Origin of the sequence: Kordiimonas aestuarii, from assembly GCF_025574465.1 — a bacterium.
In the GTDB taxonomy this organism is placed as follows: domain Bacteria; phylum Pseudomonadota; class Alphaproteobacteria; order Sphingomonadales; family Kordiimonadaceae; genus Kordiimonas; species Kordiimonas aestuarii.
Genome location: NZ_JAOBPP010000020.1, coordinates 335,879 through 361,631 on the forward strand (window position 1 = coordinate 335,879; position 25,753 = coordinate 361,631).

27 protein-coding genes and 1 tRNA gene are annotated in these 25,753 nt (G+C 56.8%); 24 read left to right on the plus strand and 4 right to left on the minus strand.

The genetic code is table 11. From position 1 onward, the window contains the following. A complete protein-coding gene (gene hemB / locus OEU85_RS10940; protein WP_262691518.1) occupies positions 1 to 990 on the minus strand; it encodes a porphobilinogen synthase in 990 nt (329 codons plus the stop codon). 249 nt (positions 991 to 1,239) lie between these two features. Here hemB and OEU85_RS10945 point away from each other — a divergent pair, with 249 nt between their 5' ends. The 3 genes from OEU85_RS10945 (at position 1,240) to OEU85_RS10955 (ending at position 3,312) form a co-directional block, all read left to right on the plus strand. After that, positions 1,240 to 1,719, plus strand: coding sequence for a MarR family winged helix-turn-helix transcriptional regulator (locus OEU85_RS10945; protein WP_262691519.1), 480 nt, complete (start codon positions 1,240 to 1,242; stop codon positions 1,717 to 1,719). Positions 1,720 to 1,860: 141 nt separating this feature from the next. Continuing rightward, the gene (hemA, locus tag OEU85_RS10950; RefSeq protein ID WP_262691520.1) at positions 1,861 to 3,078 is read left to right on the plus strand and encodes a 5-aminolevulinate synthase; all 1,218 of its coding nucleotides are present in this window, start codon (positions 1,861 to 1,863) and stop codon (positions 3,076 to 3,078) included. A 15-nt stretch (positions 3,079 to 3,093) separates the two neighbouring features. Then, positions 3,094 to 3,312 (plus strand): DUF6898 family protein, encoded by a 219-nt coding sequence (locus tag OEU85_RS10955; protein WP_262691521.1) that lies wholly within the window; start codon positions 3,094 to 3,096, stop codon positions 3,310 to 3,312. Positions 3,313 to 3,366: 54 nt separating this feature from the next. Here the strand turns inward: OEU85_RS10955 and OEU85_RS10960 are convergent, their stop codons facing one another. Then, positions 3,367 to 3,780: a MucR family transcriptional regulator gene (locus OEU85_RS10960; RefSeq protein WP_262691522.1), complete on the minus strand. Its 414-nt coding sequence runs from the start codon at positions 3,778 to 3,780 to the stop codon at positions 3,367 to 3,369. A 283-nt stretch (positions 3,781 to 4,063) separates the two neighbouring features. Between OEU85_RS10960 and rpiB the strand changes: the two genes are divergently transcribed. The 11 genes from rpiB (at position 4,064) to OEU85_RS11015 (ending at position 14,069) form a co-directional block, all read left to right on the plus strand. Next, positions 4,064 to 4,501: a ribose 5-phosphate isomerase B gene (gene rpiB, locus OEU85_RS10965; protein ID WP_262691523.1), complete on the plus strand. Its 438-nt coding sequence runs from the start codon at positions 4,064 to 4,066 to the stop codon at positions 4,499 to 4,501. A gap of 69 nt (positions 4,502 to 4,570) precedes the next feature. Next, positions 4,571 to 5,863, plus strand: coding sequence for a serine hydroxymethyltransferase (gene glyA, locus OEU85_RS10970; RefSeq protein ID WP_262691524.1), 1,293 nt, complete (start codon positions 4,571 to 4,573; stop codon positions 5,861 to 5,863). An 85-nt stretch (positions 5,864 to 5,948) separates the two neighbouring features. Then, complete coding sequence (gene nrdR, locus OEU85_RS10975) at positions 5,949 to 6,431, plus strand: transcriptional regulator NrdR (protein ID WP_262691525.1); 483 nt, start codon at positions 5,949 to 5,951, stop codon at positions 6,429 to 6,431. 13 nt (positions 6,432 to 6,444) lie between these two features. Then, positions 6,445 to 7,539 (plus strand): bifunctional diaminohydroxyphosphoribosylaminopyrimidine deaminase/5-amino-6-(5-phosphoribosylamino)uracil reductase RibD, encoded by a 1,095-nt coding sequence (gene ribD, locus OEU85_RS10980; protein ID WP_262691526.1) that lies wholly within the window; start codon positions 6,445 to 6,447, stop codon positions 7,537 to 7,539. Positions 7,540 to 7,548: 9 nt separating this feature from the next. After that, positions 7,549 to 8,148: a riboflavin synthase gene (locus tag OEU85_RS10985; protein ID WP_262691527.1), complete on the plus strand. Its 600-nt coding sequence runs from the start codon at positions 7,549 to 7,551 to the stop codon at positions 8,146 to 8,148. Between the two features lie 3 nt (positions 8,149 to 8,151). Then, complete coding sequence (ribB, locus tag OEU85_RS10990; RefSeq protein ID WP_262691528.1) at positions 8,152 to 9,258, plus strand: 3,4-dihydroxy-2-butanone-4-phosphate synthase; 1,107 nt, start codon at positions 8,152 to 8,154, stop codon at positions 9,256 to 9,258. Positions 9,259 to 9,294: 36 nt separating this feature from the next. After that, positions 9,295 to 9,735, plus strand: a complete 441-nt coding sequence (locus tag OEU85_RS10995; RefSeq protein WP_262691529.1) for a 6,7-dimethyl-8-ribityllumazine synthase — start codon at positions 9,295 to 9,297, stop codon at positions 9,733 to 9,735. Next, positions 9,735 to 10,199: a transcription antitermination factor NusB gene (nusB, locus tag OEU85_RS11000; RefSeq protein ID WP_262691530.1), complete on the plus strand. Its 465-nt coding sequence runs from the start codon at positions 9,735 to 9,737 to the stop codon at positions 10,197 to 10,199. The genes OEU85_RS10995 and nusB overlap by 1 nt, the downstream gene beginning before the upstream one ends. 61 nt (positions 10,200 to 10,260) lie before the next feature. Further along, a complete protein-coding gene (gene thiL, locus OEU85_RS11005) occupies positions 10,261 to 11,220 on the plus strand; it encodes a thiamine-phosphate kinase (RefSeq protein WP_262691531.1) in 960 nt (319 codons plus the stop codon). Positions 11,221 to 11,237: 17 nt separating this feature from the next. Beyond that, entirely contained in the window at positions 11,238 to 11,747 is a 510-nt protein-coding gene (locus tag OEU85_RS11010) for a hypothetical protein (protein ID WP_262691532.1), read from the plus strand. Positions 11,748 to 11,981: 234 nt separating this feature from the next. Further along, positions 11,982 to 14,069 (plus strand): sodium-translocating pyrophosphatase, encoded by a 2,088-nt coding sequence (locus OEU85_RS11015; protein ID WP_262691533.1) that lies wholly within the window; start codon positions 11,982 to 11,984, stop codon positions 14,067 to 14,069. Between the two features lie 74 nt (positions 14,070 to 14,143). On the opposite strand, the gene OEU85_RS11020 is transcribed toward OEU85_RS11015, so the two are convergent. Continuing rightward, complete coding sequence (locus OEU85_RS11020) at positions 14,144 to 14,635, minus strand: outer membrane protein assembly factor BamE (protein WP_262691534.1); 492 nt, start codon at positions 14,633 to 14,635, stop codon at positions 14,144 to 14,146. 164 nt (positions 14,636 to 14,799) lie between these two features. On the opposite strand from OEU85_RS11020, the gene OEU85_RS11025 reads away from it, so the two are divergent. The 5 genes from OEU85_RS11025 (at position 14,800) to OEU85_RS11045 (ending at position 18,055) form a co-directional block, all read left to right on the plus strand. Further along, positions 14,800 to 15,381 (plus strand): ubiquinol-cytochrome C chaperone family protein, encoded by a 582-nt coding sequence (locus tag OEU85_RS11025; RefSeq protein ID WP_262691535.1) that lies wholly within the window; start codon positions 14,800 to 14,802, stop codon positions 15,379 to 15,381. Beyond that, positions 15,374 to 15,922 (plus strand): YceD family protein, encoded by a 549-nt coding sequence (locus OEU85_RS11030; protein WP_262691537.1) that lies wholly within the window; start codon positions 15,374 to 15,376, stop codon positions 15,920 to 15,922. Before OEU85_RS11025 ends, OEU85_RS11030 begins: the two co-directional genes overlap by 8 nt. 120 nt (positions 15,923 to 16,042) lie before the next feature. Beyond that, the gene (gene plsX / locus OEU85_RS11035; RefSeq protein WP_262691538.1) at positions 16,043 to 17,098 is read left to right on the plus strand and encodes a phosphate acyltransferase PlsX; all 1,056 of its coding nucleotides are present in this window, start codon (positions 16,043 to 16,045) and stop codon (positions 17,096 to 17,098) included. A gap of 184 nt (positions 17,099 to 17,282) precedes the next feature. Then, the gene (locus OEU85_RS11040; RefSeq protein ID WP_262691539.1) at positions 17,283 to 17,573 is read left to right on the plus strand and encodes an integration host factor subunit alpha; all 291 of its coding nucleotides are present in this window, start codon (positions 17,283 to 17,285) and stop codon (positions 17,571 to 17,573) included. A 26-nt stretch (positions 17,574 to 17,599) separates the two neighbouring features. Then, a complete protein-coding gene (locus OEU85_RS11045; protein ID WP_262691824.1) occupies positions 17,600 to 18,055 on the plus strand; it encodes a MerR family transcriptional regulator in 456 nt (151 codons plus the stop codon). 10 nt (positions 18,056 to 18,065) lie between these two features. On the opposite strand, the gene OEU85_RS11050 is transcribed toward OEU85_RS11045, so the two are convergent. Beyond that, positions 18,066 to 18,707 (minus strand): helix-turn-helix transcriptional regulator, encoded by a 642-nt coding sequence (locus tag OEU85_RS11050; RefSeq protein WP_262691540.1) that lies wholly within the window; start codon positions 18,705 to 18,707, stop codon positions 18,066 to 18,068. A 191-nt stretch (positions 18,708 to 18,898) separates the two neighbouring features. Here OEU85_RS11050 and OEU85_RS11055 point away from each other — a divergent pair, with 191 nt between their 5' ends. The 5 genes from OEU85_RS11055 to scpA all read left to right on the plus strand — a co-directional run bounded on the left by OEU85_RS11055 (position 18,899) and on the right by scpA (position 25,751). Next, positions 18,899 to 20,491, plus strand: a complete 1,593-nt coding sequence (locus tag OEU85_RS11055) for a Rieske (2Fe-2S) protein (RefSeq protein WP_262691541.1) — start codon at positions 18,899 to 18,901, stop codon at positions 20,489 to 20,491. A 99-nt stretch (positions 20,492 to 20,590) separates the two neighbouring features. Then, positions 20,591 to 20,667, plus strand: a tRNA-Pro gene (locus OEU85_RS11060). Positions 20,668 to 20,935: 268 nt separating this feature from the next. Then, complete coding sequence (locus OEU85_RS11065; RefSeq protein WP_262691542.1) at positions 20,936 to 21,742, plus strand: sulfite exporter TauE/SafE family protein; 807 nt, start codon at positions 20,936 to 20,938, stop codon at positions 21,740 to 21,742. Positions 21,743 to 21,768: 26 nt separating this feature from the next. Next, a complete protein-coding gene (locus tag OEU85_RS11070) occupies positions 21,769 to 23,601 on the plus strand; it encodes a methylmalonyl-CoA mutase family protein (protein WP_262691543.1) in 1,833 nt (610 codons plus the stop codon). Then, positions 23,598 to 25,751, plus strand: coding sequence for a methylmalonyl-CoA mutase (gene scpA / locus OEU85_RS11075; protein WP_262691544.1), 2,154 nt, complete (start codon positions 23,598 to 23,600; stop codon positions 25,749 to 25,751). Before OEU85_RS11070 ends, scpA begins: the two co-directional genes overlap by 4 nt. Positions 25,752 to 25,753: the final 2 nt, after the last annotated feature.

Consider the following 25,753-nt stretch of genomic DNA (forward strand, 5'->3'; position numbering starts at 1 on the left):
CTAGCCCTGCAACAGTCTCGCTGCCTCGGGCGCAAAATAGGTCAGCACACCATCCGCACCAGCCCGTTTGAACGACAGCAGGGCTTCCATGATCACGGTATCCCGGTCCAGCCAGCCGTTTTGTGCAGCGGCGGTCAGCATGGCGTATTCGCCTGACACCTGATAGGCGTAGGTTGGCACACCAAAACGGTCTTTCACTTCACGGATGATATCAAGGTAAGGCATACCCGGCTTGATCATCACGCTGTCAGCACCTTCATGAATGTCCAGTTCAACTTCACGGATCGCTTCAAGCCGGTTGGCCGGGTCCATCTGGTAGGTTTTTTTGTCGCCCTTCAGTACGCCGGTTGAACCCACCGCGTCGCGGAACGGGCCATAAAAGCCGGAGGCATATTTGGCGCTATAGGCCATGACCTGCACATGGGCAAAGCCCGCTTTGTCAAGTTCATCCCGGATGGCGCCAATACGGCCGTCCATCATGTCCGAGGGAGCGATGATGTCGGCGCCTGCTTCGGCCTGCACGACCGCCTGCTGGACCAGCATGCCCACGGTTTCATCGTTGAGGATGCGCCCGTCTTCTACAAGGCCGTCTTGTCCGTGGCTTGTGTAGGGGTCCAGAGCCACGTCCGCCAACAGTCCTACCTCGGGCACGGCATTCTTGATCGCCCGCATGGCGGTGTTGATCAGGTTATCGGCGTTCAGCGCTTCGTCACCGCGGTCACAGCGCAGGCCTGCAGGGGTGTTGGGGAAGAGGGCAATACACGGGATGCCAAGGCTACGGGCTTCTTTTGCGGCTTCGACAGCCTTGTCGACCGATAGCCGGTTTACGCCGGGCATGCTTGCGACAGCTTCCACTTCGCCTTTGCCTTCACGGATGAAGATCGGCCAGATCAGGTCATTCGCCGTGACAGCATTTTCGCGCACCATGCGGCGGGACCAGTCGTGCGCGCGAGGGCGCCGCATGCGGGTGGCAGGAAAACGTGCTGTCATGGCTTGTCCTTCAGGCTTATCACAGAGGGTGAAATCTGGCAGCTACTTTATGTGCTAACGTGCTGCCTGTCACCTCCCGTCATAGGCGCCGCGACACCGGGCCGCAAGACCTGAATAACTGTGAGTGATCATAGGGCGTATTGTGATAATTTAGCGCTAATTTTATTATTAACATTGCGTTAAATCTTATCGAACACAGTGTTTTCTCGAAGATTCGATGAAAATCTAACCTAAATCGGGCGAAAGAACATGACCGGCTACGACTTTAACGACCCAAAATTTCTCTTTCTAGACATACTGTCGCTGGTTGAGCGCCTGCACAGGCGGCTGCTTGACGTACTCAAGAACCATCTGGAGCATATCGGACGCAACGACCTCAATCCGGTGCAGGCTCTGCTTCTGCATAATATCGGCGAACATGAGATGACCGCGGGTGAGTTGAAGACCCGTGGGTATTACCAGGGATCGAACGTGTCCTATAACCTCAAGAAACTGGTTGAAATGGGGTATCTCAGGCACGAACGTTCCGACTATGATCGTCGTGCTGTGCGTATTTCCTTAACTGATAAGGGCTATGAAATACGTAAAATGATTGACGATCTTTATATGCAACACCTTGAAGAGCTGATGCAGGATGATCTTGTTAGCCATGACGAACTGAAGAATCTGCGCAAAAACCTGCGTAATCTGGAGCGTTACTGGTCGGATAAATTGCACTTCGGTCTTTAAATCTTCCGTCATTTGACTTAAGTCATTGGCAGAGTCGATTTCTGAGTGCGACAATTTCGCAGGTAGACGTGCCTTAGGTGATTGCGTTACAAGGCGCGCACCGGTAAACTCCGAAGTGTTGCACAGAAGACGGAATGCCCGATGGATTACGAAAAGATCTTTGCTGACGCGATTGAAGCGGTGAAGGCTGAAGGCCGGTACCGTGTATTTGCGGATATCTCGCGCGAGCGCGGCAACTTTCCCCGTGCCTTGCGGCACGACGCGGGTGACAACGCCCGCGCCATCACCGTCTGGTGCTCAAACGATTATCTCGGCATGGGCCAGCACCCCAAGGTGCTTGAGGCAATGCACGCTGCGCTTGATGAAACAGGGGCTGGCGCAGGCGGTACCCGCAATATCGCCGGCAATAACCATTATCATGTGCTTCTTGAAGAAGAGTTGGCGGAACTGCACGGCAAGGAAAGTGCGCTGCTGTTCACCTCTGGTTACATCTCCAACGAAGCGACGCTTTCCACCATCGCAAAGCTTTTGCCCGGCTGCGTTGTATTCTCGGACTCGATGAACCACGCTTCGATGATTCAGGGCATCCGCAACTCTGGTGCGCAGAAGCATATCTTCCGCCACAACGACCTTGAACACCTTGAAGAGCTGCTGAAGGCCGCCGATCCGAAGGCGCCGAAGATCATCGCCTTTGAATCTGTGTATTCCATGGACGGTGATATTGCGCCGATTGGGGCGATCTGTGACCTGGCGGATAAATACGGTGCCATGACCTACCTTGACGAAGTGCATGCGGTCGGCCTTTACGGCAAGCGCGGCGGTGGTGTTTCGGAGCGCGATGGCGTTGCGCACCGCTTGACAATCGTTGAGGGGACGCTCGGTAAGGCATTTGGTGTGATGGGCGGCTACATCACTTCATCAAAAGCCCTTGTAGATGTGGTCAGGAGCTATGCTTCCGGCTTTATCTTTACGACCGCGCTCAGCCCTGTGCTGGCGGCCGGTGCCCTTGCCAGTATCCGCCACCTCAAGGGCAGCAATGATGAGCGCATCGCCCATCAGGAACGTGCGGCGAAGCTGAAGGCGCGTCTGCGCGCTGCCAATATTCCTGTCATGGACTCGGAAAGCCACATCGTCCCTGTGTTTGTAGGCGATCCCGTTCTGTGCAAGGACGTGTCGGACCTTCTTCTCAACGAATATGGCATTTACGTTCAGCCCATCAATTACCCGACTGTGCCCCGCGGCACCGAACGTCTGCGGTTTACGCCAGGCCCGCTGCATGATGACAATGTCATGGATGGACTTGTGGAAGCGCTGGGTGATGTTTGGTCGCGCCTTAGCCTCAAACGTAAAGTCGGCTAGGCGGAGATACTGGCCATGCCAGTCCCCACACGTATCATTATTGAATTTATCCCCGTCGGCAATTCGGTGAAGGTTTGTGCTATCTGCGAAGATACTGGCTTTGAGGTCAGTATTGTCGGTGATCGGCGTGCCAGCCAGAAAGAGCTCGAAGCGGTGGCTGTCAGGAAGCTCAAGTTCATGATGGCCAAACAGGACGAGGCGGCAGCAAAAAAAGGCCGAGGCTTCATCGTTTGAGTTAGGTGAGATTTTTCAAGTTTTGAATGTTTCGGTTTTCGCGATGATTGTAGCTTAGCGTTTTTTACCAAGGCCAATCTTTTTCGCGAATGCAGAGCGTTTTGCAGCGTATGAGGGTGCAACCATGGGGTAGTCGGCGGGCAGTCCCCATTTGGCGCGGTACTCCTCAGGGCTCAGATTATAGCGTGTGCGCAGGTAGCGCTTGAGCATCTTGAGCTTTTTACCGTCTTCAAGGCAGATGATATAGTCGTTACTGAACGATTTTTTCACCGGTACGGCAGGTGTCAGAGACTGGTCCGGGCCAGCATCTGCATCGTTCAGCGAATATAGTGTGGAATACACTGTCTTGATAACTTCCGGCAGCTTTTCAGACTCGACTGTATTGTTGCTTACGTATGCCGTTACAATATCAGCAGCCAAGCCGAGCATTAGGTCGTCGCCGTTTGTTTCTAATCTATTATCAGGCATTTAATCGGCGCTCCGGTAGGAAGTTAATATGCGATGTTTATTGCAGCATTTCATGTGGGAATTCAACAGTAAATAGTCGCCGTTAATGATTTTAGTTATTAATAAATCGTTAATAAAAAAGATTAACAAGTAATTAAATCAGATATTGTTATGCGCGCTACGATTGCTGCTTGTGACGAACAGTATGCTTGGGTTCGACTTGGAACTATGTTAATCAGGCGCTGCTTTTAAAGGTTTGCCGCTTTGGCATATGTCACAACCTCCAGAACCGGATCAGAAAATCATGGGTGCAGAAACGATTGCCGTTGCCAGCGACCACGCTGGCTTCGATCTCAAGGAAGACATTAAAGAAGATCTCAAGGCCCGTGGCTTTGACGTACTTGACCTTGGTTGTCATGGCCCCGAGTCCGTTGATTATCCGGATTTTGGTATCGCAATGGGAAAAGCAATCGCCAGTGGTGATGCAAAACGTGGCGTTGTGGTTTGCGGCTCCGGTATCGGTATTTCAATCGCGGCCAACCGTAACCCGGCAGTGCGGGCTGCACTCGTGCAAACAGGCCTTGCCGCACGGCTCGCACGCCAGCACAACGACGCGAATGTCCTGGCTCTGGGTGCGCGGCTGATCGGCGTTGAGACCGCCCGGGACTGCGTGGATAATTTCCTTAATACCGATTTTGAAGGCGGCCGCCACCAAAGGCGGGTCGACAAACTCGGCGCTTGAGGGTAGACCAAGTCACTGCTCAATTCATGCCTAGTTACATGCCCACATATCTGCTCAGGGATTTACGCCATGACCAAATTCACCCAAGCCGGATTTTTCACCAGTCACCTCTCTGAAACCGACCCGGAATTGCTCGCGTCGCTGGATGGTGAGCTGAAGCGTCAGCAGGATCAGATCGAACTCATTGCGAGCGAGAATATCGTCAGCCGCGCCGTGCTCGAGGCGCAGGGTTCTGTTCTGACCAACAAATATGCCGAAGGTTATTCAGGCCGCCGTTACTATCAGGGCTGTCACCATGTTGATATTGCAGAAGACTTGGCGGTGGCGCGCGCGAAAAAGCTCTTCAACGCGGGTTTTGTCAACGTGCAGCCCCACTCGGGCGCGCAGGCAAATGGTGCGGTGATGCTGGCGCTGACCAAGCCGGGCGACACCATCATGGGTATGTCGCTCGATGCTGGTGGCCACCTGACCCACGGTGCGGCGCCTGCCCTTTCCGGCAAGTGGTTCAATGCCGTACAATATGGTGTGCGCCGCGAAGACGCGCTGATCGACTATGATCAGGTTGCCGAAATGGCGATGGAGCACAAGCCGACAATCATCATCGCCGGTGGCTCGGCATACCCGCGTGTGATCGATTTCAAGCGTTTCCGCGAGATCGCGGATAGCGTTGGCGCGCTGTTGATGGTTGATATGGCGCACTTTGCGGGTCTTGTGGCTGGTGGTGAGCATCCAAACCCGCTTGAATACGCCGATGTTGTTACCACAACGACACATAAAACCCTGCGCGGCCCGCGTGGCGGAATGGTCCTGACCAACCGCGAAGATATCGCGAAAAAGATCAACTCCGCGGTCTTCCCCGGCTTGCAGGGTGGCCCGCTGATGCATGTGATCGCGGCCAAGGCTGTGGCTTTTGGCGAAGCGCTGAAGCCCGAGTTCAAGGACTATGCGGCACAGGTTGTCAAAAATGCCAAGGTGCTGGCAGCGCGTCTGAAGGAAAACGGTTTTGATATCGTCTCCGGCGGTACCGACACCCATGTTGTGCTTGTTGACCTGCGGCCCAAAAAGCTGACAGGGAAAGCAGCCGACGAAGCGCTTGAGCGGGCATTCATGACCTGCAATAAAAACGGTGTGCCGTTTGACCCCGAGAAGCCGTTTATCACTTCGGGCATCCGTCTTGGCACGCCAGCAGGCACCACGCGTGGTTTTGCCGAGGCCGAGTTCACGGCAATTGCAGACATGATTACAGAGGTGCTTGACGGTCTCGCCGCCAACCCCGACGATAACACCGCAGCCGAAGAAGCCGCCCGCAAAAAAGTTGCCGAACTTTGTGAACGCTTCCCCATCTATACACAATTGGGCTAAGCTGGTTGCAGGTAGGTGTGGGTCAGGCTCATCGGGGCGTGGCCCATGCTGAAAAAGGAAGAAATCAGGGGGAGTTAGGGGCGCCATGCGTTGTCCGTTTTGTCAACACGAAGACACTCAGGTCAAGGATTCACGGCCGACCGACGATAAGTCGGCGATCCGCAGGCGGCGGTTTTGCCCTGCATGCGGAGCTAGATTCACCACATTTGAACGGGTGCAACTGCGCGAGCTTACGGTTGTCAAAAAGACGGGCCGCAAGGTGCCGTTTGAACGCAACAAGCTGGAGCGCTCCCTTGATATCGCGCTGAGGAAACGTCCGGTTGACCCGGACCGGGTTGAGCGCATGATCAACGGTATTGTGCGACGGCTCGAATCGATGGGCGAAAATGAGGTGGACAGCGAACAGATAGGTCGCCTCGTGATGGAAGGGCTTGAGAGCCTCGATCAGGTTGCTTATGTGCGCTACGCGTCCGTGTACCGGAACTTCCGTGAAGCGTCTGATTTTGAAAAGTTCCTCGGCAAAATGACCGGTACCGAGGAAGACGAGGTTTTCCGCGAGGAACCCTGAACGGGAGCCGACGGTGGCAACTACCCGTGAAGACGAGAAACATATGAAAATCGCGCTGGGCCTTGCCCGGCGCGGTCTTGGCATGGTGGCCCCAAACCCTGCCGTAGGCTGTGTTATTGTAAAAGATAACCTCATTGTCGGCCAAGGCTTTACCCAAAGGGGTGGCAGGCCGCATGCCGAAACCGTGGCACTTGCGCAGGCGGGCGACCGGGCACTTGGTGCGACGGCATATGTGACGCTTGAACCCTGTTCCCATACCGGCCATACCGGGCCGTGCGCCCAGGCGCTCATCACGGCAGGCATCAGTCGCGCAGTGTGCGCAACCGGTGACCCCGACCCGCGCGTGTCCGGTCGTGGCTTCGACATGCTGCGGGCAGCAGGTATTAGGGTGGACGTTGGCGCTGGGCAGGTTGAAGCCGCGCGTATCAACGCGGGTTTTTTCCTGAAAGTGCGCGAAGGTCGTCCGCTTTTCACGCTCAAGATGGCGTCCAGCATGGATGGCCGCATCGCGCTTGCAAACGGTGAAAGCAAGTGGATTACCGGGCCCGAAGCGCGCGCCTGTGGCCACCTTTTGCGCGCGCAGCACGACGCCATCCTTATCGGCGTGGGCACAGCACTTGCCGATGATCCCGCCCTTGACTGCCGCCTTCCAGGGCTGGAAGACCGGTCGCCCACCCGCATCGTTCTGGACCGCAGGTTACGCATCAGCGCCGATAGCACGTTGGTTGAAACTGCAAGGAATATCCCGACATTGGTTCTGTGCCAGTCAGCGGATGCCCAAAAACAACAACGGCTTGAAAGCGCAGGTGTCGAGGTCATGCAGCTTAATGACCTGAGCGATATGATGTCGGTTGCCACGGCACTGGGCGAACGCGGCTTGACCCGCGTGCTGGTGGAAGGCGGGGGGCAGGTGCATGCGTCGTTTCTGAAAAGCGGGCTTGCAGACAGGGTTGAGCATTTTACCGCGCCAAAGCTGATTGGTGGTGACGGCAAAGCCATGACCGCAGATTTGGGACTTGCCAGCTTGGGGGATGCGCTCCATTTAACGTGCAAATCAATTCGCCCTCTCGGGGCGGATATGCTTGCATCCTATGAAAAGCCGGAGTAACTCAGGCCCATGTTTACCGGAATTGTAACAGATGTTGGCCGCGTGACGGCCACCAAAGGCACATCGGATGTGCAGGCTACCATCTCCACCCGCTATGATATGAGCCGGGTGGACATTGGTGCCTCCATCGCGTGCGCGGGTGTGTGTCTCACCGTTGTTGACAAGGGTGATGGCTGGTTCAAGGCCGATGTGTCAGCAGAAACGCTGAAGGTTACCAACTTGGGCGACTGGCGCGAGGGGTGCGAGATCAACCTTGAACGGTCCCTCAAACTAGGGGACGAACTGGGCGGACATATCGTCACAGGCCATGTTGATTGTGTTGGCGACATTGTACGCTTTGACCAATTTGGTGAATCTGTGGTGATGGAGGTTGCGGTACCGCATGCCCACGGTGCCCATGTGGCACAAAAGGGTAGTGTGACGATCGACGGCGCGTCGCTGACAGTGAATGAGGTTGTGGACGAAGGCGGAGTGACCCGCTTTTCCATCAACCTGATCCCGCATACCCAGTCGGTAACAAGCTTTCGCAATTCCAGGCGCGGTGACCGCGTGAATGTAGAATTTGATATTCTGGCGCGCTACGTCGCACGCCTGCAGGACAGAGGGTAAGCTGTGCCACAAGATTTTCTCTCCCCCATCGAAGATGTGATCGAAGATGCGCGTAACGGCCGCATGTATATTCTCGTGGACGATGAAGACCGTGAAAACGAAGGTGACCTGATCATTCCGGCCCAGATGGCCACACCGGAAGCGATCAATTTCATGGCGCGTCATGGCCGCGGGCTTATCTGCCTGCCAATGAGCCGCAAACGTGTGGAAGCACTTGAGTTACCGCTGATGAGCAGCAACAACCAGGCCCGCCACCAGACCGCTTTCACGGTGTCCATCGAGGCAAAGCAAGGTGTTACCACCGGTATTTCCGCGGCAGACCGGGCGCGTACTATTGCTGTCGCGATTGATGCCGCGAAGGGCAAGGATGACCTTGCAAGCCCTGGCCATGTCTTCCCGCTTGTGGCGCAGGACGGCGGTGTTCTGGTGCGTGCAGGGCACACCGAGGCATCTGTGGATATTTCCCGCCTCGCGGGGCTGAACCCGTCAGCTGTTATCTGCGAGATTATGAATGAAGACGGTACGATGGCCCGACTGCCGGACCTTGTAGAGTTTGCCAAGGAACATGACCTGAAGGTGGCTACCATCCGCGACCTCATCGCGTATCGCCTCAAGAACGATGTACTGGTGGAGCGTGTCTCGGAATCAAGCTTCCCGCGCAGAAGCGGTAAAGAGTGGAAGGTGATCGTCTACCGGGCGACGGCAGACCGCCGTGAGACCGTGGCCCTTGTGCTGGGTGACATTGATGGTGAGGTAGCAACACCGGTGCGCATGCACTCGCTGAACCCGTATGAAGATATTCTCGGGCTTGACCACCCGCGCACAGGCCAGTTGCAGCGGGCGATGGACGCCATCGAGGCTGACGGGCAGGGCGTTGTTGTGCTGTTCCCGGGGCTTACTGCCATGCGGCCAAGCCAGCTTCTTGAAGGCGAAAAAGCGCCGGCGGCCAAAAAGGAAGGCGCGCTCAAGGAATACGGTATCGGCGCGCAAATCCTGCGCGATATCGGTGTGCGGCACATGGTGCTCTATTCAAATACGCCAAGCCACATTGTTGGCCTTGATGGATACGGCCTTGATGTCGTAGAACAGCGGCCAATTCCGACGGCCTGATCTGGCCGCCAATTATAGAGTTAAGGATTAAACGTTATGGCATCGCCCCATCTGTTGATTGTGGAAGCGCGGTTTTATCAGGAACTGGCCGATGAGCAGGCCCAGGGCGCGATTGAGGCGATTGAAGCCGTCGATGCGACATGGGACCGTGTTGCGGTGCCGGGTGCCCTTGAAATCCCGGCGGCAATCAAGTTTGCCCACATCGGTAAAAATGTCTCATACGACGGTTACGTGGCACTTGGGTGCGTGATCCGCGGCGAGACCAGCCATTATGATACCGTTTGTGACGAAAGCGCCCGCGGCCTTCAGGATCTTGCGCTTCGGTATGATCTTGCGATCGGCAATGGCATACTGACGGTTGAGGACGACAGCCAGGCATGGGCGCGCGCTAACCGGTCTGACAAAAACAAGGGCGGGGGCGCGGCGGAAGCTGCGCTGGCCATGATAGCCCTTAAAACAAAGTTTGGAGCAAAATAATGGCCGAACGCGGCAAAAAGAAACCAGTAGGTGGCCCACGTAGCGCGGCCCGCCTTGGTGCAGTGCAGGCGCTTTATCAACTGGAAATGTCAGACGAGCCTAAAGTGCCGATGGTGATTGAAGAATACCTTCGCCATCGTCTGGGTGCCGAGATTGAAGGCGACCAGTATGTGGACGCGGATGGTGATCTCTTCTCCGATATCGTGGCCGGTGCATGGAGCCGCGTGGACGAGTTTGACGAGGCAATTGCGCCGTGTCTGGCAAAAGATTGGCCGCTTGATCGCCTTGAAGCCATTATTCGTGCTATCCTGCGTGCCGGTGCCTATGAACTCACCGCACGGCCGGATGTGCCGACGGCGGTGATCATCAACGAATATGTCGACATCGCCCATGCTTTTGTTGAGCGGGCGGAAGCTTCATTCGTCAATGGCGTGCTCGACAAACTGGCAAAGGCTGTCCGCTAAGGCGCCTGCCTGCCTTTGCCTCCCACACGGGCGGGGAAACCTGCCCATCTGAGAGGATTATATGGCTGGCGAATTTGACCTGATCGCAAAATATTTTGCCCCGCTTGCGGGCCCCGAAGGACTTGGCCTGACGGATGATGCCGCCTGCCTCAGCCCGCAACCGGGTAAAAGCCTGATTGTGACCAAGGATGTGATCGTCGGCGGGGTGCATTTTTTTGACAATGACACGCCCGGAAGCATTGCTCACAAAGCGCTAGCGGTTAATCTTTCCGACCTCGCCGCTAAAGGCGCTATACCAAAATGTTATTTCCTTGGCCTTTGCCTGCCCAGAGATATTGATGAAATCTGGCTCTCAAGCTTTGCGTCAGGGCTTAAAAAAATGCAGGAAGAATACGGCATCACCCTCGCCGGCGGTGACACCACCTCCAGCCCCGGGCCGGTGATGGTCAGTGTGACGGCAATGGGCGATGTACCGGTTGGGCAAATGCTGCGACGGAACGGTGCAGGCGCTGGCGACCTAGTTTTTGTGTCCGGCACTTTGGGCGATGCCGCCTTGGGCCTTAAATGCCTGCTGGGGGAGCTGGACCCGGATGACGGACTGGCCCGGCGCTATCATTATCCCACGCCGCGCACAACACTGGGTCCCGCGCTTGTGGGGCTTGCAAGCGCATCTGCCGACATCTCGGACGGACTGCTGGCTGATCTGGGCCATATCTGTGAAACGTCGCGACTGGGCGCGGATATAGAGGAAGCCAAATTGCCGGTGTCGAGCCGTGTGCGGGAGCTTGTGGGCGAAAACCCGGACCTTGCGGGATTGGTCTACACCGGCGGTGACGACTATGAACTGGTGTTTACTGCACCTGAGGAAAAACGCCGCGAGATTGATGCCGTTGCCGGAAAAACAGGTGTGCGGGTAACCGTCGTTGGTCGCATCTCCGACACGGCTGGCATACGCCTTGTTGATCAAAACGGCGAGCTGGTGCAAAGTGCACGCACCGGCTATCAACATTTTGAAACTTAGGGATAAAAGGCGCGCATATGGCACAGGATCCATCTTCGATTGAAACTGAGGGCGGCGGATCAGGCAAGGTACTTCTGGTGCTTGGGCTACTCGGCGGTTTAGCCGTCGGTGGTGGGCTTGGATATTATTACTCCAAAAGCGCAGGTGGCGGTGAAGATGGCACCAAGACGGAACAGGTCAAGAAGGCGCCCAAGGGGCCTCTCATTGATATTGATTTCGAACGCATCGCTGTGCCGATTTACGCAAAAACTGAAAACGGTCAGCGTTTCCTTGGGAACTATTTTGTTGATCTGGCTGTACAGGTGCGGGGTGATGATCACCAAATTGCGGTGCGCCGGGCGGAAACACAACTGCAACATGCGTTTGTGTCCGCGATCAGCCGGACAGACCTGATGCGAGAAGACTCGCCGCTGGAACTGGATGTGGACAAGATTGGCACCACCCTTACCGCCAAAGCCAATGAGATTCTCGGCAAGGGCGTGGTTGAGGCCGTTCGGGTTAAAAACGCCATGCGGCTCAATCGTTAAAAGCGCGGAATCTAGCCAAAAATATAAAAAACATCGCCGTGCTGCAGGGCGGCGCCTCACTTTGGCGGTTGCAAGGCCGCATTTTGCTCCATAAGGTGATTGGTGGCCACCCTGTCTAGTTTTTAGTTAGTCAGGAGTATGGGGTTCGCCTAATCAATCTGGGCGGCATGTATAGGGGAATTTCTCCGCCCGGTAAGACCAACATTTGGGTCCGTTTTAGGGAGGGGATATCCCATGGAAGTATTATACGCCGCTATTGCTTGCGGTGTTGCGGCCGTAATTTACGGCATTGTAACGCGTCAATCTATTCTGTCTGCCAGCGCAGGCTCCGAGAAAATGCAGGAAATCGCAGCAGCCATTCAGGCTGGTGCCGGTGCGTATCTCAACCGTCAGTATCGCACAATCGCCATCGTTGGCGTGGTTGTCGCGATCGCGCTGTTCTTCGCCATCAGCCCGCTTGCGGCGCTTGGCTTTGTTATTGGTGCCGTACTCTCGGGCGCAGCCGGTTATATCGGTATGCTCATTTCGGTGAAAGCCAACGTACGCACCACGCAAGCTGCCAGTACAGGGCTTCAGGAAGGTCTGACCATTGCCTTCCGGTCTGGTGCTGTGACCGGCATGCTAGTGGCTGGCCTCGCCTTGCTCGCGGTCGCCGGGTATTATTATATCCTCATTGGCCCCATGGGCATTGAACCAACGGACCGTCCGGTGATTGATGGTCTTGTTTCGCTCGGCTTCGGTGCCTCGCTTATCTCCATCTTTGCCCGGCTGGGTGGCGGTATCTTTACCAAGGGTGCTGATGTGGGCGCTGATCTTGTTGGCAAGGTCGAGGCTGGCATCCCAGAAGATGACCCCCGCAACCCTGCGGTGATCGCCGATAACGTGGGTGACAACGTGGGTGACTGCGCCGGTATGGCTGCTGACCTTTTTGAAACCTATGTGGTCACGGTTGGTGCAACCATGGTGCTGTCCGCGCTCTTTATCGCAAGCGGGGCTGCTGAAATCATGGAATTGCCGCTGATTATTGGCGGTGTCTGTATCCTGACCTCGATCATCGGTACCTATTTCGTGAAGCTGGGCAAAAGCCAGTCGATCATGGGCGCGCTCTACAAGGGCTTTATCGTGACGGCGGTCTTGTCGGCCGTTGCCATGTGGTTCGCGATGGAGTGGGCGCTGGGGGGTGACATGAACCGCCCATTCGAGACGGGCAGTGTCGTCTTTACCGGTCGAACGCTATACTATTGTGGCCTTGTGGGCCTTGTGGTGACCGGGGTTATTATCTGGATCACGGAATATTATACAGGCACCGACTATCGTCCGGTCCGCTCCATTGCCAAGGCATCCGAAACCGGCCACGGCACCAACGTCATTCAGGGGCTAGCCATCTCGCTTGAGGCAACGGCGCTACCGGCACTGGTGATTTGCGCCGGGATTATCGTCGCGCACCAGCTTGCCGGTGTTCTGGGGCTTGGTTTTGCCGCCACGGCAATGCTGGCGCTTGCTGGTATGGTGGTTGCCCTAGATGCCTATGGTCCGGTAACAGACAATGCGGGCGGTATTGCCGAAATGGCAGGTCTTGACGAAGAAGTGCGGAACCGCACAGATGCACTCGACGCTGTGGGTAATACAACAAAGGCTGTGACCAAGGGATACGCCATTGGCTCCGCCGGTCTTGCGGCCCTTGTGCTCTTTGGCGCTTATACGGCTGACCTGGACAAGTTCTTTTCGCATATCACGGTCGATTTTGGCCTTTCCAATCCCTATGTGGTTGTCGGGCTGTTTATTGGCGCGCTTCTGCCGTACCTCTTTGGTGCCATGGGGATGACCGCTGTCGGTCGTGCGGGTGGCCAAGTGGTAGAGGAAGTCCGGGCCCAATTCCGTGACAACCCTGGCATCATGGCGGGTACATCCAAGCCTGACTATGCGCGTTCGGTTGACCTTCTGACCAAAACAGCCATCAAGGAAATGATCGTGCCGAGCCTCCTGCCGGTGGCTGCGCCTATCGCGACCTATTTTGTCATCAATGCCATCGCAGGGCAGGCAGCGGCGTTTGCTGCGGTTGGCGCGCTCCTTCTGGGCGTGATTGTCGGCGGGCTTTTTGTCGCGCTTTCCATGACAGCCGGTGGCGGTGCATGGGATAACGCCAAAAAGTATATCGAAGACGGTAATCACGGCGGCAAGGGCTCAGAGGCTCATAAAGCAGCTGTGACCGGTGATACGGTTGGTGACCCTTACAAGGATACGGCCGGCCCGGCAGTGAACCCGATGATCAAGATTACCAACATCGTGGCACTACTGTTGCTGGCCATGCTGGCACACTAAAGGCATCGACCAATTCAAAAAGAAAAGCCCCGGTGTTGCCGGGGCTTTTGCTTTGTTTTGTTGTTTTAGACCGGTTAGCCGTTCGGCCCACGGTTTTCGCCTGAACCCACAGGCGCGGCACCCGAGAAGCGACCCACGTTGCCAAAAATCTGCTGGAAGAAGTTCAGGTCACGGCCACGGGTTGGTGTCTTGTCACCCACCGGGTTGACGTCGCGCATGGCGGCCATGTCAAAATTCTGCACATCGGTAACCACGCCGGCATCGTTGAAGGCGACTGCCATCACACGGTGTTCCTTGGGGTCCGGCCAGAAAACGGGGCGTACGCGAACCGTGGTGGAGACATAATACCATTTGTTGTCGTTAAACGATGCCTTCACGCTGGGTGTGCCCAGTGTCGATTCTACCGACTGGCGGTTATCAACGCCGGGCTGGATCGCATCTGCCAGCTGTTTATCAAAAACATAACCGCGAACCATGCGCGTGTTACCGCATGCCGACAGTGCTACACCGGCAGCCAGGCACAGTATGATTGGCTTGATGGCGCGGCTTTTTACTCGTGATATCATCGCTTGAACCTACTTTCGGACAATTGCGGATCAAAACTTCCAGAAGCCTTAATAGCCGCCAGCATTGCATGGTGCAAGGCTCCGTGTTAGAGCCACGGCAAATTAAGCATATCTTTTACCTGTATTCGACTATTGTCGAATTACGGCGATTTGGAGGAAAGCGCATGCTTGAGCGCCTGTTTCCCGGTTTCAAAAGCAAAAAAACAGCCTATGCCCTTTATGGCAAACTGGTAGGCCAGGCCCGGCAGCCCGTATTTTATACAGGCCTTGAGGTGACTGACACGCTGGATGGCCGGTTTGATATGATTTTGCTTCATATGTTCCTGATTCAGAATCGGCTTGCCACGGAAGGCGAGGCGACGGCTAGGCTGCGCCGCCAGATTCAGGAAGCCATGGTCGCCGACATGGACAGGTCGCTGCGCGAAATGGGCGTGGGTGACATGGGAATTGGCCGTGAGGTCAAAAAAATGGGGGTCGCCTGGTTTGGCCGCTTGAAGGCCTACGCCGCCGCGGTGGAGGCGGATGACCCGCAAGCCGAGCTGGCAACTGCAATTGCGCGCAACCTTTACAAAAAGGAAGCCGTCTCAAGGGCACCGGATATGGCGGCCTATATCCTTGATGCCCGTAAAAAGCTTGCCGCCTATAGCGTGGAAGAAATCAAAACGCTATCATTTGAGTTTCCCCAGCCGGTGCCAAGCGCACCTACGCCCATGCCTGCCACTCAGGAAGGAGCAGACAATGAGTAAAGAGATTTCCCTGAATTTCACCCTGCCTCTCACGGATGTAGACCGGGAAGGGCGGGCCTATCACCTTGAAGCCAGTGAGGAGGAATGTAATGCGCTGGCGGAACGTTTTGACCTCGCCGGTTTTTCTGCACTCAAAGCGGACGTGCAGGTAAAGGACAAGGGCCCCGATGTGGGGATTGAGGTTTCGGGCCAGTTGGAAGCCGCACTTACCCAACGTTGCATCGTCACACTTGATCCGGTAACGGAAACGGTCAAGAGCGATTTTACCCTCATGCTCGTTAGCCCTGAAATGGCGGACCGCATGGATGAGGAAGAGGTTTATCTTGATCCTGCCGCACCTGAATATGATGCCCTTGAGGGGGATATTATCCCGCTTGGCGACATCGTGGCGCAGACGGTTTCAATCAATATGAACCCTTACCCCAGGGTTGAAGGTGCCGAGATAAGTATAGAAAATAAAAAAGATATTTCTGTCAACGAGCCGGAGCTGAAGAAGCCGAATCCCTTCGCTGTTCTTGAGAAGCTGCGCAAGGAATCTTGAAGTAGCGATTAAATTCGCTATGGTCAGCCGAAGAAGGGTTCCTTGTGTATGGGTTGAGGGCTGGCACGAGGGCACGTATAATAAAAAAGCACGCCAACGTTTGAGATTGGATAATTATTCGTGGCAAGAGAAATAACCATTGCGGTCGACGCCATGGGGGGCGACCATGCACCAGGCATGGTCATAGAGGGCATCGCACAGGCACGTACTCTTTTTCCGGGAACGCGGTTTCACGTTTACGGTGATGAGACAAAGATCAAGCCGCTTCTTGAGGCGCACCCCGAGCTTGCCAAGGCAAGTGACCTTTTTCACACCGACGAGGTGGTCTCCAGCGACATGAAGCCGTCGCAGGCGCTGCGCCGCGCGCGCAATTCCTCCATGGGGCTTGCGCTGCAGGCCGTCAAGGATGGCTCCGCTGACGTGGCTATCTCTGCTGGCAACACCGGCGCGCTGATGGCGCTGGCAAAATTTATCCTGCGCACCATGCCGGGCATCGACCGTCCGGCGCTGATTTCACCATTGCCAACCCTTCGGGGGGAGAGCGTGATGCTTGACCTTGGCGCCAATGTGGAATGTGACGCCGGAAACCTTGTGCAGTTTGCCATCATGGGCGCGGCCTACGTGCGGACTGTATTGGGCTTGTCGAATCCGACTGTTGCGCTTTTGAATGTCGGCACCGAGGAGCTCAAGGGCAAAGACACGATCAAGGCCGCTGCGGATGTGCTGCGCGCCTCCAAGCACCTGCCGCTTGATTTCACTGGCTATGTTGAAGGGAATGACGTTGGCGCGGGTGTCGTGGATGTTGTGGTAACCGATGGTTTCACCGGTAACGTGGCGCTCAAGATGGCGGAAGGCACGGCCCGGCTTATGACCGAACTTCTGGGGCGGGCGTTCCGGTCATCAATGTCGACCAAGCTAGGCTATCTGCTGTCACGGCATGGCCTCAGGTCGCTTCGGGATCACCTGGACCCCAATAACCATAACGGTGGTGTGTTCCTCGGTCTCAATGGTCTGGTGATGAAAAGCCATGGCGGCGCCAATGCTCACGGGTTTGCATCTGCGGTCACGTCGGCGATTGACATGGCGCAAAATGACCTGATTCGCCTTATCAGTGAAGACCTTGGCCGCATTTCAGAGCCGGAAACGACTGGAGATGAAGAGGCCGGGGCGGCATAAGCTGCCCCAAATCGCCGCCAAAAGTCACCTCTGCGGCCAAACTGTATCAAATTGTGTCAAAACTGCGCCATAAACCCTTCTAATCACACGTTAAAAAGTTGCTCCAAGATTGACAGCCCCGCAGCGTTGCTTTAGCTTTTTCCGTTAGGGCATGGTGATGTCCCTTCTTTCAGCGGAGGCAGATATGAGCGACAAGACACTTACGCGGGCGGACTTGACCGAAGCGGTCTATGAAGAAGTAGGCTTATCGCGGAATGAGTCGGCTGACCTTGTTGAGGCCGTTCTTGGTGAAATATCCGATTGTCTCGTCGACGGTGACAATGTGAAAATCTCCTCGTTCGGCAGTTTCCTTGTGCGCCAGAAAAACGGTCGCATGGGCCGTAACCCCAAAACGGGGGAAGAGGTGCCAATCGACCCACGGCGGGTTCTGGTCTTCCGTCCAAGCCAGGTCATGAAAGACCGCATCAACGCTTGACATGAACGGAGGTTCCCCGCGTGAACATGCCAGCAGACGACGGCCGTGACAGGCCGCGCGGCGAAAAAGGCCGCGAAGCGTTCCGGACAATTTCCGAGGTAGCGGACGAGCTTGACCTGCCGCAACATGTGCTCAGGTTCTGGGAAAGCAAGTTTTCCCAGATCAAACCGCTCAAGCGTGGTGGCAACCGCCGCTATTACCGCCCGGACGACGTAACATTGCTGCGCGCCATCAAGGCGCTTCTGCACGCTGATGGGTATACCATCAAGGGCGTGCAAAAGCTTTTCAAGGCACAGGGGCTGCGGGCCACTGTTGCGCAGGCTTTAGGGCTTGAAGACGATACCGTCGCGCCGGAAGCGGATGTAGCGGCTGCCGAAGAAACGGCTGACAGTAGCGCGGCAGACGAGGGCACACCAACCAGCATGGCAGCGCTTGAAAGCCTGCTCAGGGACCTCAAGGCCATTCGCGCCAAGCTTGATTGATCTATTCTCTTTAAGTTTTACCCTTTGGGTGCACCCGGTAGGCACAGCGTCGCGCGCCGGTAAGCATATGCTCTTCGCGCTCGACCGTGGCATCGTCTTTCACCAGGTCCTGAAACAACTTCAGTTCCTTGTTGCACAGCCCCGAGCATACCTTGGCGGCTTCACACACCGGGCAGTGGTTCTCCAGCAGCAGCAGATCACCGTTCTCGGCTTCCTGTACCTCTGCCATATAACCTTCCCTGCTGCGCTCGCGGGCGATGGCTTGCAGTTTGCCCATGAGGGTCGCACTTGCCCCACCAAACGCCGCGCGATACCGCTCGCCCTGCTTAACCGTCCGATGGGTCACCAGTTTATCAAGCGCGTCGTCTCCCATCACGGAGCGAATACTTTCGATCAGATCAAGCGATAGCTCCCGGTGCGCATCGGGGAAATAAACATCGGCTTTTTCTGTTAGCTCCCAGTGTTTTGCAGGTCGACCGCGCCCGGAAGGTGTCGGGGTGGCGCAACAGGTCACCGCCCCTTCATCCTGTAGCTGATAAAGATGCTGCCGGACCGCCATGGGCGTCAGGTCAAGGGTCGTTGCCAAGTCGTCGGCGCGGGCATGCCCGCGGCGCTTGAGCTCGGTCAATATGGTTTCACGGGTGGTTGCCATTGTGTCTCAACAAGTGGTTTCAGGTAACTTGTTTTTTTCTAAATAATTTTCTTGCGTAAATCAAGTCTTGTCCTATATGTGAATTATTAAAGTTAAAACTTTATAAAATAGGAGGCGGCGATGAATCGCGAATTAATGTGGATTGAATACAGCGAAATCCGGCGTGAAATGCAAAAGCGAGGAGAACAACCATGGGCACCCATCAATCTGGGCAAAATCAACGTGACGAAAATCTTGTCAATCTGGGACCTGTGCCGGAACTGGCGACGCGGGGGCGTGCCGTCCTGAAACGTGACGGGCGCCAGATAGCGCTTTTTGAAACCGATGACGGTCTTTTTGCCATCAACAACCGCTGCCCGCATGAGGGCTATCCGTTAAGCGAAGGCAGCCTCAAGCAAGGCTGCCAGCTTGCTTGCAACTGGCATGGCTGGACCTTTGATCTCAAGTCCGGGAGTGCCACACAAGGCCGGGATGCGGTGCAAACATATCCGGTCAACCGCGTTGGAGAGGATATCGTTATCGACCTGACACCCGAGCCACTGATCGCGCGCCGCGTCAAAGCCTATGCCGATCTCGACGAAGCCGTGGCGGAGCACGACTATGAACGCATCGCGCGGTCGCTCGCCCGGCTGGAAACCGCAGGCGAGGGGGTGGAAGGTATCATTCGGCATGTGATTGTCTTCAGCCTTGGCAAGTTAGAGCGTGGTTTTGGCCACGCCTATGCGGGCCTTGCCGACTGGTTGGCGCTCTCAGTCACCTCTGATCAGCCAAATCAGCGCATTGCGCTACTGGAAGCCATCGGCCATATCTCGTGGGATATTCTGATGGACACGGGCAGGGCCATGCCGGAAGGCAAAAAGCGCTGGAGCGCAAAAGCCTGTGCCGCTGCGCTTGAAGACATGAAGGAAGCAGAGGCCCTCATGCGGGTGCGCGGCGCCTTCGCCGAGGGGCTGGGCTTTGACGCGGTCAGGCCGGTGTTCTTGCAAGTAATCATGAACCACTATGCGGGCTTCGGCCACCCGGCCATTTACCTGATGAAAGCCGAGGAGCTGATCGCACGCCTCGGGGATGAAGTGGCGGAGCCGCTTGCGCTCCAGCTCGCGCGGTACCTCTGCTACGCCGCGCGGGAGGACCTGATCCCGGAGTTTCGCGGGTTTGCCGACTATCTCAAGCTTGAGCCTGGCACATCACAGGTGCCGAAGGCCGACTGCCTCTCGGGCCAGTCGGTGCGGCAGGTCATGGCCCTGACGGCGGCATCCAGCGGACGGGCGCACGACATGTGGGAGGCTTTGCTGGCCGCCAGCGCCACCAACATGCTGCACTTTGACGCGGACCGCCAACACGGCATCGCACAGCCCATCGCGCGGAACACTGGCTGGCTTGATTTTACCCATGCCATCACCTTTGCGGAGGCGGTGCATTATCATGCCACGCGGGATGAGGGTCTCTGGCAATCGGGCCTGATGCAGATGGCGGCCTTTGTCGGCCGGAATGCAGGTTATCTGTCCGCCCATGTGGATGAGCGCTGGTTTGTTGATGATGCGGCCGCCTTTTTCGCGGCGCAGCAAGCCCGGCTTTATAACATGAACGAAGGTGAGTATATCTTCGCCGTGCACCGGCTGAAGATGCTGCGCGCCACAGAGGCACTTGTGGGGCTGGTGAGCCCAGGGACCGCACGGCTGATGACGGCCGCACTTAACCGTTACCTTAGCGCCGATATGCGCCAGCGCCACCCGGCGCGCACCGCCTTTCAGGCGTGGCAGACAGTCGCGCGCGAGGGCTGACCCGAACACCGGTGATTTTTGGAAAAAAGCTGGTTGCGCGGGCTAATCCCCTTGGCTATAGTCCGCGCCACCCGATACCCCGGTATCAGTACCTTCTGTCGGGAAGTAGCGCAGCCTGGTAGCGCATCACACTGGGGGTGTGGGGGTCGCAGGTTCAAATCCTGTCTTCCCGACCATAAAGAAACCGTTGCATCCATCTGGGTGCAGCGGTTTTTTGTTATTGTCAGTTACCTGTCGATATCACGCTTGATGGCTCGACCATCAGCAGTACCACGCCTTGCGGTGATTTGGGCCGGTGGCGCACACCGCGCGGCACCACGACACCTACGCGGCCTGTATATTCCCCTCTTGCGATTTTGCTGCACTGCAGTAAAGTGCGGCCAACGTTGTGGCGCTGCACAAAACATATAAGCTGCCGTAGCGGAACAGAGGGAGGAAGGCCGCGTGCCAGAGATACTGCTCTATAGCTTGCCGCTTATAGGCGCCGGACTTGTTGCCGGCTTTCTCGCCGGGTTACTCGGCATCGGTGGTGGCATCGTCACCATCCCTGCGCTTTTCCTTGTATATGGTGAAATCGGTGTGCCGCACGAGTGGCGCATGCATGTGGCCATTGCCACGTCACTCACCATCATCATCGCTACCAACCTGTCATCGGTTTACGCCCACCACAAGAAGGGCGGGGTTGACTGGTCCATCGTGCGTGACTGGGTCTGGGTTATTGCCATCGGCGCTGTTGCGGGCAGCTTTTTTGCCAAAACCCTCAAAACGGCCGAACTGGTGTATTTCTTTGCCACGCTCGCGGCCTTCCTTGCCGCCAAGATGCTGTTGCCGCTTGAGCGCTGGAAGCTGGGTGAAAACCTGCCGGGTGGGGTTTGGCGCTTTCTGGGGCCGGGGTTGATCGGGTTTTTCTCCGCTGTTATGGGCATTGGAGGCGGCAGTTTTTCGGTGCCGTATATGACGCTTTATGGCGTGGTGATTTACCGCGCGGTTGGCACGGCCTCGCTTATTGGTCTGGTGATCAGCATAGCGGCGGGCTTCGGGTATCTCATCGGCGGTTGGGGAATTGAAGGTTTGCCGTCAGGCATGGCCGGCTTTATCCACCTGCCGTCCGCGGCTGTGGTCGCGATTGCCGCCGTGCTTATGGCGCCCATCGGTGCTAAAGTGGCGCACAAGCTGCCCAAGCGGGCGTTGAGCATCGCATTCGGCGTTTTTCTGGTGCTGGCGACCATCCGGCTCGTCAGTGCCGTGTAGGGATTTGAGTAAGGGAAGGGCTGAGTATGGCTGATAAAAGCTTGAAACTGGCAAGTGACTTTGAGGACGCGAGCGACGACGCATGGCGCGCGCTTGTCGATAAAACGCTTGGTGGCAAACCGTTCGACAAGGTGATGAAAAGCCAAAGCTACGACGGGATTGAGATCAAGGCGCTCTATACAAAAGACAACGCCCGGATTGAGCCACAGGCTAGCGTGCGCCCGGGACACTGGTCCATCACCAGCCCACACTGGAACCCTGATGCCACGACGATGAATGCGGAAATTCTTGAAGACCTTGAGCGCGGCGTGGAAGCGCTGGCCATTCGCATTGAGGCCGGTTACGCGCCAGGCCTGAAAGTCAGTGATCTCAACCATGCGCTTGAGGGTATCTACCTCAATATGGCGCGTTTTTACCTGATGCCGGGCGAAGAATATGAAGCCGCCGCCAGCGAAATGCTTGGCGTGCTCAAGGACTGCCCTCCAGAACAGGGGGGCGATTTTTACGGCAATCTGGGGTGTGATCCGCTCGGCACACTCGCCTGCACAGGCCGCCTCAAGGAAAAAGCTGAAGAAGCCCTTGAAAAAGCTGCGGATATTGCGCTCAAGCGTAAACCTGCTGCATGGCACAATGTCCGCACCTTCCGCGCAGACGCAACCGTGTATCATAACGCAGGGGCGACCGAGGCCCAGGAACTGGCCTGCATGCTGGCAACCGTTACCGAGTATATGCGGGCCACAGGCGGTCAGGGTGCGGAGATTGAGCCAGCGCTGGCGGCTGATGCTGATATTTTCATGGGACTTGCTAAGTTTCGTGCGGCAGGCCGCCTGCTCACGCAAGTGTATGATGCCTTTGGCGCCACATGGCATGGCCGTCTGCATGCGGTTACCAGTTTACGTATGATGACCATCAAGGACCCTTGGGTGAATATCCTGCGTTGCACGGCGGCGGCGTTTGCTGCGGGCGTTGGCGGGGCGTGGTCCGTCAGCGTTTTGCCCCATGACACCATGTTGGGCCTGAGCGGCCGGTCCGCCCGCCGTATCGCGCGCAATATCCAGATCATGCTGCAGGAAGAAAGCGGGCTCCATAGCCCTGATGACGCGGCAGCAGGTTCCTTTGCAGTTGAAAGTCTTACATCAGATCTTTGCGATAATGCATGGAAAATATTCCAGAAAATCGAAGCGGAAGGTGGCATGCTCAAGGCGCTACGCGCCAGTTTCATTCACAATATGATAGAAGCTGCTTGGGCGGCGCGGAAAGCGAATATCGTCAAGCGCAGGGATGCGATCACCGGTGTCTCGGAGTTCCCGGACATCTTCGAGAAACCGCTCTCCGGTCTTGGCGGCATGCCCGATATGCCGACGGATATCGCGCCTGCGGGGGAAGAGATCTTGTCGCTGCCGTTCCACCGGCTGGCGGAAGATTTTGAAGCCCTGCGTACGCAATCGGACGCGATGCTCGACGCTGCAGGCAAGCGTCCGCAGGTATTTATTGCAGGCCTTGGCCGTGTGGCGGATTTCACCGCCCGCGCCACCTTTGCCAAAAGCTTCTTTGAAGCTGGCGGTATTGAGGCACTGACGAATGACGGCTTCCGCGAGATGGAAGCGCTCGAGGAAGCGTTTGCGGAAAGCGGTGCACCGTTTGCGGTGATCTGCGGTACGGACACGCAATATGAGGACATGGGCCTGAAAGCCGCTGAAGCTCTAAAGGCTGCGGGGGCGCGCCGCATTTATCTTGCCGGGCGGCCATCTAAGGCCGACGCCCTGACGGGCTCAGGCGTGGACGAATTTATCTATATGGGCGCCGACGTGCTGGATACGCTTACAAGGGCCTATGATGTGATGGGAGAGGACGCATGAGCCGGAACCCCGATTTTACCAAAATTGCCTTCAAAGCTGCTTCTGCCAGCGATACGGCGAACGCTGAAAGCCGCATGACGCCTGAGGGCATTGAGATCAAGGGCAGCTATAGGGCGGACGACGTGGCAGGTCTTGATTTCCTCGATACGCGCCCAGGCATGGCGCCGTTCTTGCGCGGGCCGTACCCGACCATGTATGTGCAGCGGCCGTGGACAGTTCGGCAGTATGCGGGCTTTTCCACAGCTGAAGACAGCAACGCCTTCTATCGTCGCAACCTGGCGGCTGGGCAGAAGGGCCTTTCGGTCGCCTTCGACCTCGCCACCCACCGTGGGTACGACAGCGATCATCCGCGTGTGACGGGCGATGTGGGCATGGCCGGTGTGGCCATTGACAGCATCTATGACATGCGCACGCTCTTTGACGGCATCCCTCTTGATCAGATGTCCGTCTCCATGACGATGAACGGGGCGGTGCTGCCGATCCTTGCGCTTTATATCGTGGCGGCGGAGGAGCAGGGCGTAAGCCCGGACAAGCTCGCCGGCACGATCCAGAATGATATTCTCAAGGAATTCATGGTGCGGAATACCTATATTTTCCCGCCCACGCCGTCGATGCGCATCATCTCCGACATTTTCGCCTATACGTCGTCGAACATGCCCAAGTTCAACTCCATCTCCATTTCCGGCTACCATATGCAGGAGGCGGGTGCGACGGCGGACCTGGAGCTTGCCTATACCCTGGCAGACGGTGTGGAGTATATCCGCGCTGGCATTGCGGCGGGCATGGGGGTGGACGCCTTTGCGCCGCGCCTCAGCTTCTTCTGGGCGGTCGGTATGAACTATTTCATGGAAGTTGCGAAGATGCGCGCCGCGCGCATGCTGTGGGCCAAACTTGTGAAGCAGTTTGACCCCAAAAACCCGAAGTCGCTGTCCTTGCGCACGCACTGCCAGACCTCTGGCTGGTCGCTGACCGCGCAGGATGTGTTCAATAATGTCGGCCGCACCTGCATTGAAGCGATGGCAGCCGCACACGGGCACACACAAAGCCTGCACACCAACGCGCTGGATGAGGCGCTGGCGCTGCCAACCGATTTCTCGGCCCGCATCGCGCGCAATACCCAGCTTTTTATCCAGCAGGAAACAGGTACGAACAAGCTGATCGACCCTTGGGGCGGCAGCTATTATGTGGAAAAACTCACCGCCGACCTCGCCGCAAAGGCTTGGGGCCATATTGAGGAAGTCGAGCGGGAAGGCGGCATGGCCAAGGCAATCGAGGCAGGCATTCCGAAACTTCGCATCGAGGACGCCGCTGCGCGCACACAGGCGCGCATTGATAGTGGCCGCCAGACGGTTGTGGGCGTGAACAAATACCAGCTTGATGAGACAGAAGAGGTTGACGTCCTCAAGGTGGACAATAGCGCCGTGCGCGCCGCCCAGCTTGAAAAACTCAGGCGGCTGAAGGCATCACGCGATGGTGGTGAGGTCGCCCGGCAGCTTGACGGGTTGACGAAAGCGGCGGAAACAGGTGAGGGTAACCTGCTTGCGCTTGCGGTCGATGCAGCGCGCGCCAAGGCGACGGTGGGGGAGATTACCACGGCGCTTGAGAAGGTTTATGGGCGCCACAAGGCGGAGATCAGGGCTGTGACAGGCGTATACAAGGCAGAGGTCGGCAAGAACAACCCTGCGGTCAAACGAGTGCACGAGCTTGTGGACGCGTTTGAGGCCGAGGATGGCCGTCGTCCACGTATCCTTGTTGCCAAGATGGGGCAGGACGGCCACGATCGGGGTCAGAAGGTCATTGCCTCGGCTTTTGCGGACCTTGGTTTTGACGTGGATATAGGCCCCTTGTTCCAGACACCGGGTGAGGCCGCACGGCAAGCTGTTGAGAACGACGTGCACATCATTGGCGCGTCATCGCTGGCGGCTGGGCACCTGACGCTTGTGCCTGAACTTAAGGCCGAGCTCGCAAAACTGGGGCGTGAGGATATCATGATTGTCGCGGGTGGTGTGATCCCGCCACAGGATTACAACGCGCTTCGGGTTGCTGGCGCAGAGGCTATTTTCCCGCCTGGCACGGTGATCGCAGACGCCGCTGGAGAGTTGATTGAGAAGCTCAACGTGCGTCTTGGTTATACAAAAGCGGCTGAATAGGG